Annotated in this window: 17 protein-coding genes; 8 read left to right on the top strand and 9 right to left on the bottom strand. The window is 61.0% G+C overall.

What is annotated here, in order from left to right; all coding sequences use genetic code 11:
- The first annotated feature begins 156 nt into the window (after window positions 1–156).
- The 4 genes from BMX80_RS00465 (at window position 157) to BMX80_RS00450 (ending at window position 2843) form a co-directional block, all read left to right on the top strand.
- Window positions 157–597 (top strand): nitroreductase family protein, encoded by a 441-nt coding sequence (locus tag BMX80_RS00465; RefSeq protein WP_074864031.1) that lies wholly within the window; start codon window positions 157–159, stop codon window positions 595–597.
- 113 nt (window positions 598–710) lie between these two features.
- Window positions 711–1601 carry a DMT family transporter gene (locus tag BMX80_RS00460; RefSeq protein ID WP_074864030.1) on the top strand — a complete coding sequence of 297 codons (891 nt, stop codon included), beginning with the start codon at window positions 711–713 and terminating at the stop codon, window positions 1599–1601.
- Window positions 1598–2461, top strand: coding sequence for a bifunctional helix-turn-helix domain-containing protein/methylated-DNA--[protein]-cysteine S-methyltransferase (locus tag BMX80_RS00455; RefSeq protein WP_074864029.1), 864 nt, complete (start codon window positions 1598–1600; stop codon window positions 2459–2461). Before BMX80_RS00460 ends, BMX80_RS00455 begins: the two co-directional genes overlap by 4 nt.
- A 175-nt stretch (window positions 2462–2636) precedes the next feature.
- Window positions 2637–2843 carry a hypothetical protein gene (locus BMX80_RS00450; RefSeq protein ID WP_074864028.1) on the top strand — a complete coding sequence of 69 codons (207 nt, stop codon included), beginning with the start codon at window positions 2637–2639 and terminating at the stop codon, window positions 2841–2843.
- 4 nt (window positions 2844–2847) lie between these two features.
- Here BMX80_RS00450 and BMX80_RS00445 read toward each other — a convergent pair whose 3' ends face one another.
- From BMX80_RS00445 to glyQ, 5 genes are read right to left on the bottom strand one after another with little or no spacing between them, the layout of a single operon-like run.
- Window positions 2848–3081 (bottom strand): DUF333 domain-containing protein, encoded by a 234-nt coding sequence (locus BMX80_RS00445; RefSeq protein ID WP_074864027.1) that lies wholly within the window; start codon window positions 3079–3081, stop codon window positions 2848–2850.
- The gene (locus BMX80_RS00440; protein WP_074864026.1) at window positions 3074–3847 is read right to left on the bottom strand and encodes a lysophospholipid acyltransferase family protein; all 774 of its coding nucleotides are present in this window, start codon (window positions 3845–3847) and stop codon (window positions 3074–3076) included. The genes BMX80_RS00445 and BMX80_RS00440 overlap by 8 nt, the downstream gene beginning before the upstream one ends.
- Before the next feature lie 31 nt (window positions 3848–3878).
- The gene (gmhB, locus tag BMX80_RS00435; protein ID WP_074864025.1) at window positions 3879–4415 is read right to left on the bottom strand and encodes a D-glycero-beta-D-manno-heptose 1,7-bisphosphate 7-phosphatase; all 537 of its coding nucleotides are present in this window, start codon (window positions 4413–4415) and stop codon (window positions 3879–3881) included.
- 2 nt (window positions 4416–4417) lie between these two features.
- The gene (gene glyS, locus BMX80_RS00430) at window positions 4418–6469 is read right to left on the bottom strand and encodes a glycine--tRNA ligase subunit beta (protein ID WP_074864024.1); all 2052 of its coding nucleotides are present in this window, start codon (window positions 6467–6469) and stop codon (window positions 4418–4420) included.
- Window positions 6469–7416, bottom strand: coding sequence for a glycine--tRNA ligase subunit alpha (gene glyQ / locus BMX80_RS00425; RefSeq protein ID WP_071873114.1), 948 nt, complete (start codon window positions 7414–7416; stop codon window positions 6469–6471). Before glyQ ends, glyS begins: the two co-directional genes overlap by 1 nt.
- A 122-nt stretch (window positions 7417–7538) precedes the next feature.
- Here glyQ and BMX80_RS00420 point away from each other — a divergent pair, with 122 nt between their 5' ends.
- From BMX80_RS00420 to BMX80_RS00410, 3 genes are read left to right on the top strand one after another with little or no spacing between them, the layout of a single operon-like run.
- Window positions 7539–8093: a DNA-3-methyladenine glycosylase I gene (locus BMX80_RS00420; RefSeq protein ID WP_074864023.1), complete on the top strand. Its 555-nt coding sequence runs from the start codon at window positions 7539–7541 to the stop codon at window positions 8091–8093.
- Window positions 8094–8149: 56 nt separating this feature from the next.
- Window positions 8150–9037: a lysophospholipid acyltransferase gene (locus BMX80_RS00415; RefSeq protein WP_074864022.1), complete on the top strand. Its 888-nt coding sequence runs from the start codon at window positions 8150–8152 to the stop codon at window positions 9035–9037.
- Window positions 9037–9978, top strand: coding sequence for an L-threonylcarbamoyladenylate synthase (locus tag BMX80_RS00410; RefSeq protein WP_074864021.1), 942 nt, complete (start codon window positions 9037–9039; stop codon window positions 9976–9978). The genes BMX80_RS00415 and BMX80_RS00410 overlap by 1 nt, the downstream gene beginning before the upstream one ends.
- Here the strand turns inward: BMX80_RS00410 and BMX80_RS00405 are convergent.
- The 3 genes from BMX80_RS00405 to BMX80_RS00395 form a co-directional block, all read right to left on the bottom strand.
- The gene (locus BMX80_RS00405) at window positions 9975–10412 is read right to left on the bottom strand and encodes a PaaI family thioesterase (RefSeq protein ID WP_074864020.1); all 438 of its coding nucleotides are present in this window, start codon (window positions 10410–10412) and stop codon (window positions 9975–9977) included. The two genes, BMX80_RS00410 and BMX80_RS00405, sit on opposite strands and share 4 nt — an antisense overlap.
- Window positions 10413–10480: 68 nt before the next feature.
- Window positions 10481–11446 (bottom strand): NAD-dependent epimerase/dehydratase family protein, encoded by a 966-nt coding sequence (locus BMX80_RS00400; RefSeq protein ID WP_074864018.1) that lies wholly within the window; start codon window positions 11444–11446, stop codon window positions 10481–10483.
- A gap of 89 nt (window positions 11447–11535) precedes the next feature.
- Entirely contained in the window at window positions 11536–12765 is a 1230-nt protein-coding gene (locus tag BMX80_RS00395; RefSeq protein WP_074864016.1) for a nucleoside recognition domain-containing protein, read from the bottom strand.
- A 67-nt stretch (window positions 12766–12832) separates the two neighbouring features.
- Here BMX80_RS00395 and BMX80_RS00390 point away from each other — a divergent pair, with 67 nt between their 5' ends.
- Complete coding sequence (locus BMX80_RS00390; RefSeq protein WP_074864014.1) at window positions 12833–13489, top strand: DUF3313 domain-containing protein; 657 nt, start codon at window positions 12833–12835, stop codon at window positions 13487–13489.
- Between the two features lie 3 nt (window positions 13490–13492).
- Here the strand turns inward: BMX80_RS00390 and BMX80_RS00385 are convergent, their stop codons facing one another.
- Window positions 13493–14281, bottom strand: a complete 789-nt coding sequence (locus tag BMX80_RS00385) for an N-acetylmuramoyl-L-alanine amidase (protein ID WP_074864012.1) — start codon at window positions 14279–14281, stop codon at window positions 13493–13495.

Here is a 14281-nt window from a genome sequence, read left to right as displayed (position 1 = left end):
ATATTGGCCGCTTTTATTCGCTATTTGGCCACTATTTTGCCGATGTTTTCTTCTTGTCGGTCGTTTGGCAACTGCGGTTGATCATTTTTTCGCCAAACGGCACTGGGCCACCACGCTGGCGCTCCTATACTGGCTGCAGTTTTTAGGAGGTGTCCCATGATTAACGGCCTTGGCAATTCGCCCCTGCCCACCCAAGTGATTCGTCGCGTGGGCGACGCGGCGGCGCAAAATCCGCAGGCGGGCATCACCCCTGAAGACGTCAATCGCGCCGTCGACACCACTCAAGACCGCCTGCAAAACGCCCAAGCGGCACAAGAGGCCACGCAAACCAGCCGCCGCAGCGCCGCTGCCGACATCTACACCGGCCGCAGCCAACAACAGCAGCTCGACACTTACCTCGCCGTCACACTGGAAGGCGATGCACCGAGCAGCAACACCCTCTCGCTGACCGATGCCAACGACATCCGCAACCTGATCAACCGCAACGACGCGATCAGTAACTTGCCCGAACAAGATGCCGGGCAACGCTTGCAGGATTTAGTCGAGAGTTTGGCCGAGCGGCCAAGCACCCTGCCAGCGGTGGATGTGCAGGCGTAAGCTTCGCGCAGCAGGGGTTCGCTGCATGCCCCATTAGCGCAAGAATCGGGTGGAGGGCCTATGCCTAGCACCCTATAGTGGCGGCTCACTCACGGTTGATCTTGAGGTAGGCCATGACGGCGGCCAATGCACTGCGCCTGCTGAGTTTGGCGGCTATTTGGGGCGCGTCCTTTCTCTTTATGCGTATCGCTGCGCCAGCGCTGGGTAGCGTGTGGTTGGCGGGCGGGCGCGTGTTGGGCGCTGCGCTGTTCTTGTTGCTGTGCGCTGCTTGGCTAAAGCGCCTGCTGGCGCTGCGCGTGCATGCGCGGCATTTCTTGATTCTTGGCCTGTTCAATAGCGCCTTGCCGTTTTGGCTATACAGCCATGCCGCGCAGCATTTATCGGCGTCGCTGATGGCCATTCTTAATGCGACGGCGCCCTTATGGGGGGCGCTGATTGCTGCGTTGCTGTCGCGCCAAGCGCTGCCAGCGCGGGTTGCTTTCGGTTTGTTTTTGGGTGTGGCGGGTGTGGCGCTGTTGGTGGGGTTTACCCGGCAGCAGTTAAGCGCGCCGGTGTTGTGGGCGGTGCTGGCCTGCTTGGGCGCGGCGTTGTGTTATGGCATTGCCTCTAACTATGCGCGTGGGCATAGCGAGGTGGATGCCTTCAGTAATGCGCATGGCAGCATGTGGGCGGCGAGCTTTTTGTTATTGCCGTGGCTGCCCACCGCCGTGCCGGCGCAGATGCCGGGGTGGGACGTAGCAGCCGCCGTGTTGGCGTTGGGGGTGGTTTGTTCTGGCGTGGCGTATTTGCTGTATTTCCGCCTGTTGGCCGAGTTAGGCGCCGCGCAGGCGTTAACGGTGACGTTTTTAATCCCGCTGTTTGGTGTGCTGTGGGGCTGGCTGTTTTTGCACGAGCCGGTGGGCTGGCACACCGCTGGCGGTGCGCTGGTGGTGTTGCTCGGCACGGCGTTGGTCACCGGCTTTAACCCGCGCGTGTTGTGGCGCAAGACGGAGCTCAGCCCATGAACGACGCGGCATTGAGCGCCGAGCATTACGCGCAAATGGCGGCGGCGATTCGCTACCTGCGCGCGCAACAAGCGCAGCAGCCGAGTCTGGCCGAAGTGGCCGCGCAGGTGGGGCTCTCGGAGTTTCATTTTCAGCGTTTGTTTAGTCGTTGGGTGGGCGTGTCACCCAAGCGTTTTTTGCAGTTCTTAACCAAAGAGCGCGCCAAGGCCTCCCTTAAGGCATCGCAATCTTTGCTGGAGGCCAGCTTCAGTGCCGGGCTCTCCGGCCCTGGTCGTCTGCATGATTTGCTGGTCACCTGTGAGGCCATGAGCCCCGGTGAGATCAAAGCGCAAGGCGCCGGACTGACCATCGGCTTTGGCGCCGCCTGCTCGCCGTTTGGTGCGGTTTTGCTGGCCTGGACAGCGCGCGGGCTGTGCCATCTGGCGTTTTTTGATGACGACGGCGCACTCGCCCAAGCCGAGCTCCAACGCCTTTGGCCGCAGGCACAGATGTGTGCCGAGCAAGGCGCCGCGCAGGCGTATGCCATGCGCATTTTTGCCCCGGCAGGCCACCGCCAGCCGCTGAACCTGCTGCTACGCGGAAGTAACTTCCAGCTGCAAGTCTGGCAGGCCTTATTGGCCACGCAGCCGGGGCAAGTGCTCGGCTACGCCCAGCTGGCCAGCTTGGCCGGCAAGCCCAAAGCGGCGCGGGCGGTGGGCTCGGCGCTGGCGGCTAATACCTTGGGTTTTTTGATTCCCTGTCATCGGGTGATTCGTGAAACCGGTGAAGTGGGTCAATTCCGCTGGGGTAGCGAGCGCAAAGAGCTGATGCAGGGCTGGGAGGCGGCGCACACAATTTGCGATAAGCGGTCAGCTGAATAGTGGCTGATGGCTATAAAAAGCAATGAGCTATGCTAAATTGCCGGCCGCCAAGAGGGCTGCGGCGGCTGAATGATTGAGCCGTCGGTCTGGAGTGACCAACCTCGTTACATGGAGGTGTTTCTTCTTTGGGCTGCCACCGCGTGAGGGCACCCCTAGGTTTCTTAAGGAGAACCCTTTGACCAAAGACCAGCTACGCGCGCAACTTGAGCAACAAGCGCAAGCTTTTCTGGAAAAAAACGGTGCCGAAGTGGTGCTGTATGCCGCGCAAATGAAGCCCGATCGTCGCGCCTGGCGGCGCAAAAGTAGCGTGCAGGAAGAACAGTTCCAGCGCGAATTGGGCAAGATGGCGAAAGACGTCGAGAAAGACCGCGATCAGGCGTAAGCCGTTATTGGTTGGGCTTTTCTTGCAGCAGCATCGCCGCATCCCGCGTGGTGCCATTGGGTAAATGACAGTAGCCCGCGCCTTGTAGGGCGCGCTCATAACGCCCGCCCTGCGTTTCGCAGTAATCGGCGGCGGGGTTATTTTGCGCGCTAAACGCTTGTGGGCGCTGTGCCTCCGGGGCTTGGCTGGCGCAGCCGGCCAGCAGCAAGGCGGCGCTGAGTAGACTGATATTACGCATCGCGTAAATCCGCCAGTTCGCCTTCGGCGAAGATGCAGCCTAGCTCGGCTTGCCGCGCCACAATCCAGTCGTGGCAGCGCGTGTTCAGCTCGGCAATCGCTTGGCTGTCATTGCCGTTTGGCGCGATGGGCGCACCAATCACTACGTCGATCACGCCGGGGGTTTTCCACCAAGTATGGGTGGGCCAGCAGGTGGCGGCGTTGTGGGCAATCGGCAGCACCGGCACACCGGCAGCGCAGGCCAGCGTGGCGCCACCGCGCGAGAACTTGCCCACCCGGCCATTGGGGATGCGCGTGCCCTCGGGGAAGATCAGCACCCAGTTACCGTCTTTTAAGTTTTCCCGGCCTTGCTCAATCAACTGATGGAGCGCTTGCTGGCCGGCTTTGCGGTCGATGGCGATGGGGTTGATCAGCGCAAACGCCCAGCCGAAAAACGGCACGCTAAGCAGTTCGCGCTTGATTACCTGCACTTGCGGAGCGATTAGGGTTTGCAGGAAGAAGGTTTCCCACGTGCTCTGGTGCTTGGCCATGATCACGCAGGCGTCACGCGGGATATTTTCTGCGCCATGTACGCGCACCTGAATGCCGGCCACATGGTGAGCGAAGAACATCGCCATGCGCGTCCAAGTGCCGATAATAAAGGCGAAACGCTGCGGGAACGGTAAGAAGGGCCCCACCAACAAACTGAGCGAGCCCCAAACAAAGGCGCTGCTGGCGAGTAAGAAGTAGAACAATGCCGTTCGCAATCCTTGGATCAGCAAAGCCATGTTGTGGCTCCCCCTGTTTAGTAACCCTTCTTTAACTATTTTGTAGCAGATGGCGCGCCACGGCGGCCAAGTCGTCGAACACCAGCGTACCTGCTGGCAGCGGCTTGGCCAAGCTGCGCTCACCTTTGCCGGTTTTTACCAGCACTGGCTGACAGCCTACGGCAAGGCCCGCTTCGAGATCGCGCAGGCTGTCGCCTACCAGCCAAACGCCGCGTAAATCTGCGTCGAACTGGCGGCCAATGGCTTCGATCATGCCGGGTAGTGGCTTGCGGCAGGTGCAGTCGTCATCTGGCCCGTGCGGGCAATAATGAATGGCATCGACGCGTCCGCCGTGCTCGCCGACTAAGCGCTGCAGCTCGACGTGCATGGCCTCTAGCGTGGCCAGATCAAAATAGCCGCGCGCCAAACCGGATTGGTTGGTGGCTACGGCAATCGTCCAGCCCGCCTTAGACAGTGCCGCGATGGCCTCGACCGCGCCGGGCAGCGGCAGCCACTCGGCGACACTCTTGATGTAGTCGTCGGAGTCCTGATTGATCACTCCGTCGCGGTCGAGAATCAGCAGCTTCATGCTTAGCCCAGCAGCGAGATGTCAGCGGCGCCCAAAAACAAGCCGCGCAACTGCGCCAGCAAGGCGTAGCGGTTGGCTTTCACGGCAGCGTCGTCGGCATTCACCAGCACTTGCTCGAAGAAAGCATCCACCGGCGCACGCAGGCTGGCCAGCTGAGTCAGTGCAGCACGGTAATCGCGTGCGGCAGCTAGCGGGGCAACCTGGGCTTGCGCGGTTTGGATGGCCTCGGCCAGCGCTTGCTCGGCGCTTTCGCTCAGCAGCGCGCCGTCGATGCTCTGCGGCACCGCCACATCGGCTTTGGCCAGCAGGTTGGACACCCGCTTGTTAGCGGCGGCCAGTGCTTCGGCTTCAGGCAGCGCGCGGAACGCCTGCACGGCCTGCACGCGCTGGTCGAAGTCCAGCGGCGCGGCGGGCGACAAGGCGCGCACGGCTTGGTACACGGCCACGTCGATGCCTTCGTCTTCGTAGCGCGCGCGCAGGCGGTCGAAGATAAAGTCCAGCACTTGCGCGGCCAAGCCGTCGGCTTTGACCTTGTCGGCGTACAGCTCGATGGCCTTGGCCACGGCAGCGACCAAGTCCAGATCCAGCTGCTTCTCGATCAGAATCCGCAGCACACCGAGCGCGGCGCGGCGCAAGGCATACGGGTCTTTACTGCCGGTGGGCAGCATGCCGATGCCGAAGATGCCGACTAAGGTATCCAGCTTATCGGCCACCGCCACGGCAGCGCCGGTTAAGGTTTGCGGCAGTTCGGCGCCAGCGCCGCGCGGCATGTACTGTTCGTTCAGCGCGTGGGCAACGTCTTCGGCTTCGCCGCCGTGCAGGGCGTAGTAGTAGCCGGCGATGCCTTGCATCTCGGGGAACTCGCCGACCATCTCGGTGGCTAGGTCGCACTTGGACAACAGGCCAGCACGCGCGGCGCGCTCGGCATCGCCGCCAATCTGCGTGGCGATAAACGCGGCCAGCGCAGCAACACGTTCGGCCTTGTTAAACACGCTGCCTAGCTGCGCTTGGAACACTACGTTGGCGAGGCGCTGGTTGAAGCTTTCCAGCGCGTGCTTTTTGTCCTGATTGAAGAAGAACTCGGCGTCGGACAAACGCGGGCGCACCACTTTCTCGTTACCGGCGATGATTTGCGCCGGGTCTTTCGATTCGATGTTGGCCACGGTGATAAAGCGCGGCAGCAGCTTGCCGTTGCCATCCACCAAGCAGAAGTACTTCTGGTTGTCCTGCATGGTGGTGATCAGCGCTTCTTGCGGCACGGCGAGGAAGCGCTCCTCGAACGAGCAGACCAGCGGCACGGGCCACTCGACCAGTGCGGTCACTTCATCCAACAGGCTTTCGGGGACGATCGCGGTGCCGCCCTGTTCAGCCGCCAGTTGCTCGACGCGGGCTTGGATCGCCGCGCGGCGCTCGGCGAAATCGGCCACCACATAGGCGGCGCGCAGGTCGCTGGCGTAGCTGGCGGCGTTGCCGATGGTCACATCCTGATCGGCATGGAAGCGATGGCCGCGCGAGGTGCGCCCGGCTTTATGTGCCAGCACAGTGCAATCCACCACGTCGTTGCCGTGCAGCATGACGAGCCACTGCACTGGGCGGACGAACTCTTCTTTACGCGCGCCCCAGCGCATGCGCTTAGGAATCGGCAGATCGGCCAGCGCTTGCTCAACAATGCCGGGCAGCAAGCTGCTTGCGGCTTGGCCGGCAATTTCTTGACTAAAGCGCAGCTTGGGGCCGGAGGTGTCGATCTCGCTCAGCTCCACGCCACACTTGCGGGCAAAGCCCAGTGCGGCTTGGGTCGGCTCGCCGTCTTTAAACGCGGCGGCCAAGGGCGGGCCGTCGAGGTTGACGGTGCGGTCGGGTTGCTGGCTGGCCAGCTGCTCAACAATCACCGCCAAGCGGCGCGGCGCGGCTAAAAAACGCGTTTGGCTGTAGGTTAAACCGGCGGCCTTGAGGCCTTTCTCGACCCCAGCGGCAAAGGCTTGGCCTAAGGTTTTCAGCGCTTTAGGGGGCAGCTCTTCGGTGCCCAGTTCCACCAGAAAATCATAGGCGCTCATTATTCGGCCTCCTTCAGTTTGGCCAGTACTTCATCACGCAGCTCAGGGGTGGCCATCGGGAAACCGAGTTTGGCACGCGCCAGCAGGTAGCTTTGCGCGATGCTGCGCGCCAAGGTGCGCACACGCAGAATGTATTGCTGGCGAGCAGTCACCGAAATCGCTCGACGCGCATCCAGCAGGTTAAAGCTGTGGCTGGCCTTGATGACCATTTCGTAGGCTGGCAGCGGCAGTTGCTGTTCCATCAAGCGGTTAGCTTCGGCCTCGTAGAAATCGAACAGGTCGAAGAGTTTTTCGACGTTGGCGTGCTCGAAGTTGTAGGTCGATTGCTCCACTTCGTTTTGGTGGAACACATCGCCGTAGGTGACCTTGCCGAATGGGCCGTCGGAGTAGACCAAGTCATACACTGAGTCGACGCCTTGCAGGTACATGGCCAAGCGCTCTAAGCCGTAGGTGATCTCGCCAGTCACCGGATAGCACTCCACGCCGCCCACTTGCTGGAAGTAGGTGAACTGGGTGACTTCCATACCGTTGAGCCACACTTCCCAACCTAAGCCCCAGGCGCCGAGGGTTGGCGACTCCCAGTTGTCTTCCACAAAGCGCACATCGTGCACGTTGGTGTCGATACCAATGTGGCGCAGCGAGGCTAAGTACAGGTCTTGGATGTTGTCCGGATTGGGCTTTAACACCACCTGAAACTGGTAGTAGTGCTGCAGGCGGTTGGGGTTCTCGCCGTAGCGACCATCGGCCGGGCGGCGCGAGGGCTGCACGTAGGCGGCATTCCAAGTCTCGGGGCCAATGGCGCGCAAAAAGGTTGCGGTGTGGAAGGTGCCGGCACCCATTTCCATGTCATAGGGCTGCAAAATCACGCAGCCTTGCTCAGCCCAGAAATGTTGCAGGGCAAGAATCAGGCCTTGGAAGGTACTCACGTCGGGCGTAGTCTGGCTCACGAATGTCACCGCTATCAGGCTTTAAAAAATAGCCCGCGAGTATACCTTGCAGGCGCTGGATAACCCACCGCCGCGCAGGCGGCGATTATTCGGATTGGCTCGCGTTTTTGCAGGGAGGCCTCATGCAACGCTGTTTCTGGTGCACCGACGACCCGCTGTACATCCACTACCACGATCACGAATGGGGCGTGCCGCAGCGCGATGCGCAGGCGCTGTTCGAATTGTTATTGCTGGAAGGCTTTCAGGCTGGGCTGTCGTGGATCACCGTGCTGAAAAAGCGCGAGCGCTATCGCGAGGTGCTGTGGGGTTTCGATGCACAGCGGATTGCCGCGATGACGGCGGACGACGAGGCACGGCTATTGGCCGACCCCGGCATCATCCGCAATAAACTCAAAGTGCGCGCCGCGCGGCAAAACGCGCAGGCGTGGCTCAAGCTCGAAGACCCTGCGACTTGGCTGTGGTCGTTTGTCGGTGGTGCGCCGAAGATCAATCACTTTGCAGAGCGCAGCGACGTACCGGCGATTACCCCTGAGGCCGAGGCGATGAGCAAAGCACTGAAAAAATCCGGTTTCACCTTCGTTGGCCCAACCATTTGCTATGCCTTTATGCAGGCCACCGGCATGGTGATGGACCACACCACCGATTGCTTTCGTTACCCGCCATTGGCCAAAGGGTGAGCCTGACTGCGTAGTCCGCTACAATCGCCGCTCTTTGTATTGTTCGGGATAGTTCTGTGGACGCATTTAAAGGCGCCGTGGTGGTGGCACTGCTGAAGTTGTTTGCCTTGCTGCCGTGGCCTGCGGTGAAAGCCTTGGGTGGTTTGATTGGTTGGCTGCTGTGGCGCGTGCCGAATCGCTCACGCGAGGTGGTGCACATCAACCTGCAGGCGTGCTTCCCCAACATGCCGGCTGCCGAACGTGAGCAGCTGGCGCAGCGCAGCCTCAAGCACATCGGCCACACCATTACCGAAGCGGCCAGCGCATGGATGTGGCCCGCCGAGCGTACGTTAAAGCTGATTCGTGAAGTAGAGAACGAGGCGCTGTTCGATCAGGCTATCGCCAGCGGCAAGCCCTTAGTGCTGATCACCAGTCACTTGGGCAACTGGGAGGTGCTGAACCAGTACGCGGCCTCTAAGTGCAAAACCATCATTCTGTATCGCCCGTCCAAGTTAGAAGTGGTGAATAAACTGATCACCGAACGCCGCTCGCAGCAGGGCAACCCGCTGGTGCCGTCTACCCGTGAGGGCATCCTTAAGTTGGTTAAAGGCTTGCGCGAAGGTGGTGTGGCTGGCATTGCCGCCGACCCCGAGCCTTCGGTATCCAGCGGCGAGTTTGTGCCTTTTTTCGGCGTGCCGACCTTAACCAGCAAATTCGTCCCTAGCCTCGTCGTCGGTGGTAAGGCGCAGGCCATCGTGCTGCACGCGCTGCGCTTAGACGATGGCTCGGGCTTTAAGGTAGTGATCGAGCCCGCGCCTGAAGACTTGTTTGCCGAGGACGTACCCACCGCTGTGACTGCCTTAAGTGCCGCGATGGAGCGCAGTGTGGCGCGCTACCCGAATCAGTACATGTGGAGTATGAAACGCTTTAAGAAGCGCCCTGAAGGCATGCCGAAGCTGTACTGATGGCTACGATCACCCACGATATCGCCCTAGCCGCTGCGCAGTTAAAAGCCGGTGAGCTGGTCGCCTTGCCGACCGAAACTGTCTACGGCTTAGCCGCCGATGCACGTAACCCTGCGGCGGTGGCTAAGGTGTTTGCGCTTAAAGGCCGGCCGGCGAGCAACCCGCTGATTGTGCATGTACCGGGACGTGAGCAGGTCGATGCGTGGGCCGCCAGCGTGCCGGAGGCCGCCGAGCGTTTGATGGCTGCCTTCTGGCCGGGGCCGCTGACCTTAGTGCTGCCCGCGCAATCGGATGTGCTGCCAGCAGTGACGGCCGGGCAAGCCAGCGTGGCTTTGCGCGCCCCGGCGCACCCGCAAGCGCAGGCGCTGCTCAGTGCCTTTGGTGGTGCGTTAGTGGCGCCTTCGGCGAACCGTTATATGTCGATCAGCCCCACCTGCGCGGCGCATGTGGCGCAGCAGTTTGCTGGCGATGAGCTGCTAATCGTGGATGGTGGCGCGTGTGCGGTGGGGCTGGAATCCACCATTGTCAGCTTGCTGGATGAACAGCCGCGTTTGTTGCGCGCCGGCACCTTAGATCCTGCAGCGATTGAGCAAGTCCTCGGCGAACCCTTGCTGCGCGGCAGCGCTGGCGAGGTGCGCGTGCCGGGCCAGCATCACAAGCACTATGCGCCGGGTACGCCGGCGTTTGCGGTAAGCGAATTGCCCGCTAGTGCGCTGCAAGACCCACGCTGCGGCTGGTTATTGCTAAACCCGCGTAACGACTTAGCCGGCCCAGTGCAATGTTTAGGCAGCGAGCCGATTGCCTATGCGCGTGGCTTGTATGCCGCGCTGTATGCGCTGGATAACGCCGGGCTTGAACGCATCTATGTTGAGCTGCCGCCCAGCGGCGAGGCGTGGACGGCGGTGCACGATCGCCTTAGCCGCGCCACGCAGCCGGGTTAATCGTTATAGCCGCGCGCTTCTTTTAACGGCGCTTTGCCGCGCACGAAAATTCCGTTACCACGGCCCACTTCGCGGCCTTGCTCGTCATAGGCCACGGCCTCGGCAATAAACTGCGTGCGGGTTTGGCTGACCACCTTGCCCACTGCGCGTAGCGGGCCGCTCACCACCGGGCGGGTCAGGTAGGTGGTAAAGCTGGCGGTGAGTACGAAGAATTCTGGCTCTAGCGAGTTCGCAGCAAAAAACGCCGCATCATCGAGCATCTTGAAATACACCGAGCCGTGTACCGCGCCCGCGCTGTGGTGCAGCTGCTCGCTGAGTTCAATGGTGATTTCCGCTTCGCCTTCGCCCACCGTCAGGGTCGGTTGGTAGATCTGATTAATCGGCGCCGCGGCGTACATGCTAATCAGGCGGCGGTAATGTTCGGTGGCGTGCATAAGCGAGTGTCTCGTAGGCAGGGCAAAGCCTAAGCCTACGTGATGTCGGGGTTAATCCGCAGTGGCGATTAGGCCGGCGCTGCGGTGGATTGTGCCGCGATAAACGCTGCCAGCGCCTGCTCGCTGGTGAAGCGCGGGGTGTAGCCGAATTGCTCCTTTAAGCGCCGATTGCACAGCACCGGGCGATAGCGGAGAAAGTCCACTTGGTCGCTGTGGTATTGGCTGAGCTGCCAGTAGTTCAGCACTTTTAGGGCACCTTTTAGCAGCCATGCAGGCGGGGCAATAAAGGGTTTATCCAGCTGTGCGGCAATCTGCGCCAGCGGCACGGCGCCATCGCCGGCGAGGTTAAAGCAACCGCTGCGCTGTTCGAGCAGGCCGAGGCGGATGATTTCCACCACGTCTTCATCCCAAATAAACACGAACGGGCTTTGACTACCGCGCACGCCGAGCACCCAGCGCTTGCGGAATAAATCGCTGATCAGGTTATCGGTGTTTGGCCCCAGCACAGTGCCAATACGCAAGATCAGCTGTTTCAGTTGCGGATGCTGAGCGCGGTAGTCATCCAATAGCGCTTCCACGGCGACCTTGTTTTGCGCGTAAGCAAACGCCGGATGACCGCGCAGCGGCATGTCCTCCGTAAGCCACGCCGGGTTGTCGGCGTGATAGCCATAGGCGGCGCCGGAGCTACTGACAATCACCTGCTGACAACCGTGGGCGAGTGCGGCGTCCAGCACATGACGGGTGCCATCCACCTCGATGGTGCGCAGTTGCTCGTGGCTCATCCCCGCTGGCGGGTTAAGTACGGCGGCTAAGTGCACCACCGCGTGCGGGCGATGGGCGGCAAAGGCGGCCTGCACCGCAACGCGGTCGCTGACATCCAGCGGCTGCCAGATCAGCCCTGCGGCGGCTTGGGCAAATGGCGTGCGCCGCGAGGTGGCAATCAGTTGCCAGTGTGGTTGCTGCTGGCGCAGGTGTTCCAGCAAACGGCGGCCCAGATAGCCGCCAGCGCCGGTGATTAGAATGCGTAGGCTCATCAGCACACATTAGTGTGTTTGCCAGTGGCCGGGCAGGGCTGTGGCGGCCAGAGATTGGCAGAAACGCGCCAGCGTTTTAACGCACTGGTTTAGGAAAAAAACGCATAGCACACGGCAATCGCCGCCAGCACCCCGGCTAAATCCGCTACTAAGGCGCAGCCCACCGCATGGCGGGCGCGCTGAATGCCGACCGCGCCAAAGTACACGGCCAACACATAAAAGGTGGTTTCGGTGCTGCCTTGCACCGTGGCGGCCAGTAAGGCGGGGAAGCTGTCTACACCATGCGCTTGCATGGTTTCGATCAGCATGGCGCGTGCGCCGCTGCCAGAGAACGGCTTCATTAAGGCCGTGGGCAGGGCATCGACAAAGCGGTTATCCAGCCCGGCTAAGTCAACCAAGTAACGAATGCCGCTGAGCAGGCCATCCAGCACGCCGCTGGCGCGCAGCACGCCAATCGCGCAGAGCATGGCAATCAAGTACGGCAGCAGGTCGCGGGCGACGTTAAAGCCTTGTTTGGCGCCCTCCACAAAGGTCTCGTACACCGGCACTTTGCGCAGTGCGCCGACGGTGACGAACAGCAGAATTAAACCGAACAGGGTGGCGTTGCCCAATAAGCTCGACAGCTCATTCAGCGCGGTCACCGATAGCCCGGCCAAAAACGCCATAAAGCTGCCAAGCAGCAAGGCACCGCCGCCTAAGTAGGCCATCACCACCGGGTCCCAGAGTTTTAAGCGCTGGACTAAGCTCACCGCCAACAAACCGGCCAAGGTCGACGCGCTGGTGGCGAGCAGGATGGGTAAGAACACCAACGCCGGGTCTTCTGCGCCTTGTTGCAGGCGGTACATAAAGATCGACACCGGCAGCAGGGTCAGTGATGAGCTATTCAGCACCAAAAACAGAATCTGCGCGTTGCTGGCGGTGTCGGGCTTAGGGTTGAGCGTCTGCAACTCTTTCATCGCGCGCAGGCCAATCGGCGTGGCGGCGTTATCCAGCCCTAGGCCGTTGGCGGCAAAGTTTAGGGTAATCAGCCCCAGCGCCGGGTGGCCGGGCGGCACCTCGGGCATCAGGCGTTTAAACAGCGGCGCTAGCAGCTTGGCGAGTAGGTCGATCAGCCCCGCGCGCTCGGCAATCGCCAAAAAACCCAGCCACAGGGTGAGGGTGCCGAACAGCAGCACCATTAACTCAACCGACACCTTTGCCATGCTAAATAGGCTATCGACCAGCGCGGCAAATACGGCAGCGTCACCCTGCACCAGCCAGCGCCACAAGGCGGCCAGCGCGGCCAGCCAAAAGAAACTGAGCCAAAGGGTGTTGAGCATAAGGTTTCCTTACCCTGTTTTGGGTTATCGACTAGGCTGTTACGGCCATTAACGAAGGAGTGTGCACATGATGCATAAAAGCGCTTTGCTCGGGCTAGCGTTAGCTAGCAGTGTGCTGGTCGGTTGTGCGGGTAAAACCACTGCGCCGGAGCAATATTCAGGTTTCTTGGCCGATTACTCACAGCTGCAGCCGCTTGAGGCGGCCAGTGGAGAACCCGTGCTGCGCTGGGTGGCCGACGGCTTTGATGTGAACAACTACGCCAGCATTATGGTTGAGCCGGTGTGCTTCCACCCCAAACCACAGCCCAGTGAGCAAGTATCGGCGCAGGTGATTGATGACATTTGCCGCTACTCGCAGCAGCAGCTCACCGCTGAGCTGGCCAAGGTTCGTCCCATTGTGCAGCAAGCCAGCAGCGATACCTTAGTGGTGCGCGCGGCGCTGACCGCGGTGACTACCGCCAACGAAGAATGGCAGCCCTACGAGGTGGTGCCGGTAACCTTGGTTGTTGCTGGCGCGATGATCGCGGCGGGTAAGCGTGATCAGCAAGTGTCGTTGTACTTTGAATCCGAAGCGGTCGATGGTGGCACTAGCCAGCCGATGCTTCGTGCGGTGCGCAAGGCCTTTGGCGAAAACCTGTCGAATAAAGACGCGCAGCTGACGCTCAACGATGTGAAGCCAGTGATCAATCGCGTAACCCGCGACGCGCGTTTGGTGTTGCAGTAAATCTTACTGATCGGTCAGTGCGGCCAGTAAAGCCGCGCTGGCCAGATCGGGCTCGCCATTAAAGTCATTCGGCCGATAGCGCAGCTGAAAGGCGCTGAGTGCTTTACGCAGCTGCGTGTGCTCAGAGTCTGCCGTTAGCACATACCACGGCGCTAAATACCCCAGCTTCTTTAAGCGTTCAGCAAACCAATCCGCTGTTGGCACTTGGCTGGCCAGTGTGAGACGCGCTTGGGCAATAGCGCGCTCACTGGGCGCTTGCGCCAATCCTTCAGCAGCCAATTCAGTCCAAGGGAAGAGTGGGCCAGGGTCGACTTTGCGGCCGGGGGCAATATCGCTATGGCCTAACACGCGCTCGGGGCCGAGTTGATGGCGCTGTAGCAGTTCGGCCAGCAGGGCTTTCAGGGCGCGGATTTGCCGAGGGTCGTATGCATGCCAGCGCCGCGTGCCGTCGGCTTCGTCGGTGTAGCCCAAGTTGACCAGCTCGATGCCTAAGCTCGTCGCGTTTAAGTAGGTGCGGCCTTGCCATTGGCTTTCGCCGGCGTGCCAGGCGCGCGCGTGGTCATCCACCAGTTGCCAGACGTGGCCGTCTTCGCCAATCAAGTAATGACTGCTGACCTGCCCGCGACTCAGCGTGGCCAAGGATTCGGCCAGATTGCTTGAGGTGTAGTGCAGCACTATGTACTGCACGCGGCTGTCTTGGCTGCTGGCACGCACACTGCGCTCCGGCGCCAGCGGAGTGCCGCTGCAGCCAGCGAGCAACAAGACAGCGACGAGCAGCCAAATCGTGCGCAT

This window comes from Atopomonas hussainii (assembly GCF_900109735.1).
Classification (GTDB): domain Bacteria; phylum Pseudomonadota; class Gammaproteobacteria; order Pseudomonadales; family Pseudomonadaceae; genus Atopomonas; species Atopomonas hussainii.
Note: the sequence above shows the minus strand (reverse complement) of the source record. Positions and strands in the feature narration are given on the sequence as shown.

Bases quoted from the DNA above. Each gene is read 5' to 3' on its own strand.
- gmhB (WP_074864025.1), bottom strand. From the start codon at position 4,415: ATGAAGCTGCTGATTCTCGACCGCGACGGAGTGATCAATCAGGACTCC.
- BMX80_RS00445 (WP_074864027.1), bottom strand. From the start codon at position 3,081: ATGCGTAATATCAGTCTACTCAGCGCCGCCTTGCTGCTGGCCGGCTGC.
- glyS (WP_074864024.1), bottom strand. From the start codon at position 6,469: ATGAGCGCCTATGATTTTCTGGTGGAACTGGGCACCGAAGAGCTGCCC.
- BMX80_RS00465 (WP_074864031.1), top strand. From the start codon at position 157: ATGATTAACGGCCTTGGCAATTCGCCCCTGCCCACCCAAGTGATTCGT.
- BMX80_RS00420 (WP_074864023.1), top strand. From the start codon at position 7,539: ATGCAACGCTGTTTCTGGTGCACCGACGACCCGCTGTACATCCACTAC.
- BMX80_RS00400 (WP_074864018.1), bottom strand. From the start codon at position 11,446: ATGAGCCTACGCATTCTAATCACCGGCGCTGGCGGCTATCTGGGCCGC.
- BMX80_RS00440 (WP_074864026.1), bottom strand. From the start codon at position 3,847: ATGGCTTTGCTGATCCAAGGATTGCGAACGGCATTGTTCTACTTCTTA.
- BMX80_RS00390 (WP_074864014.1), top strand. From the start codon at position 12,833: ATGATGCATAAAAGCGCTTTGCTCGGGCTAGCGTTAGCTAGCAGTGTG.
- BMX80_RS00395 (WP_074864016.1), bottom strand. From the start codon at position 12,765: ATGCTCAACACCCTTTGGCTCAGTTTCTTTTGGCTGGCCGCGCTGGCC.
- BMX80_RS00410 (WP_074864021.1), top strand. From the start codon at position 9,037: ATGGCTACGATCACCCACGATATCGCCCTAGCCGCTGCGCAGTTAAAA.
- BMX80_RS00460 (WP_074864030.1), top strand. From the start codon at position 711: ATGACGGCGGCCAATGCACTGCGCCTGCTGAGTTTGGCGGCTATTTGG.
- BMX80_RS00405 (WP_074864020.1), bottom strand. From the start codon at position 10,412: ATGCACGCCACCGAACATTACCGCCGCCTGATTAGCATGTACGCCGCG.
- BMX80_RS00385 (WP_074864012.1), bottom strand. From the start codon at position 14,281: ATGCGCACGATTTGGCTGCTCGTCGCTGTCTTGTTGCTCGCTGGCTGC.
- BMX80_RS00455 (WP_074864029.1), top strand. From the start codon at position 1,598: ATGAACGACGCGGCATTGAGCGCCGAGCATTACGCGCAAATGGCGGCG.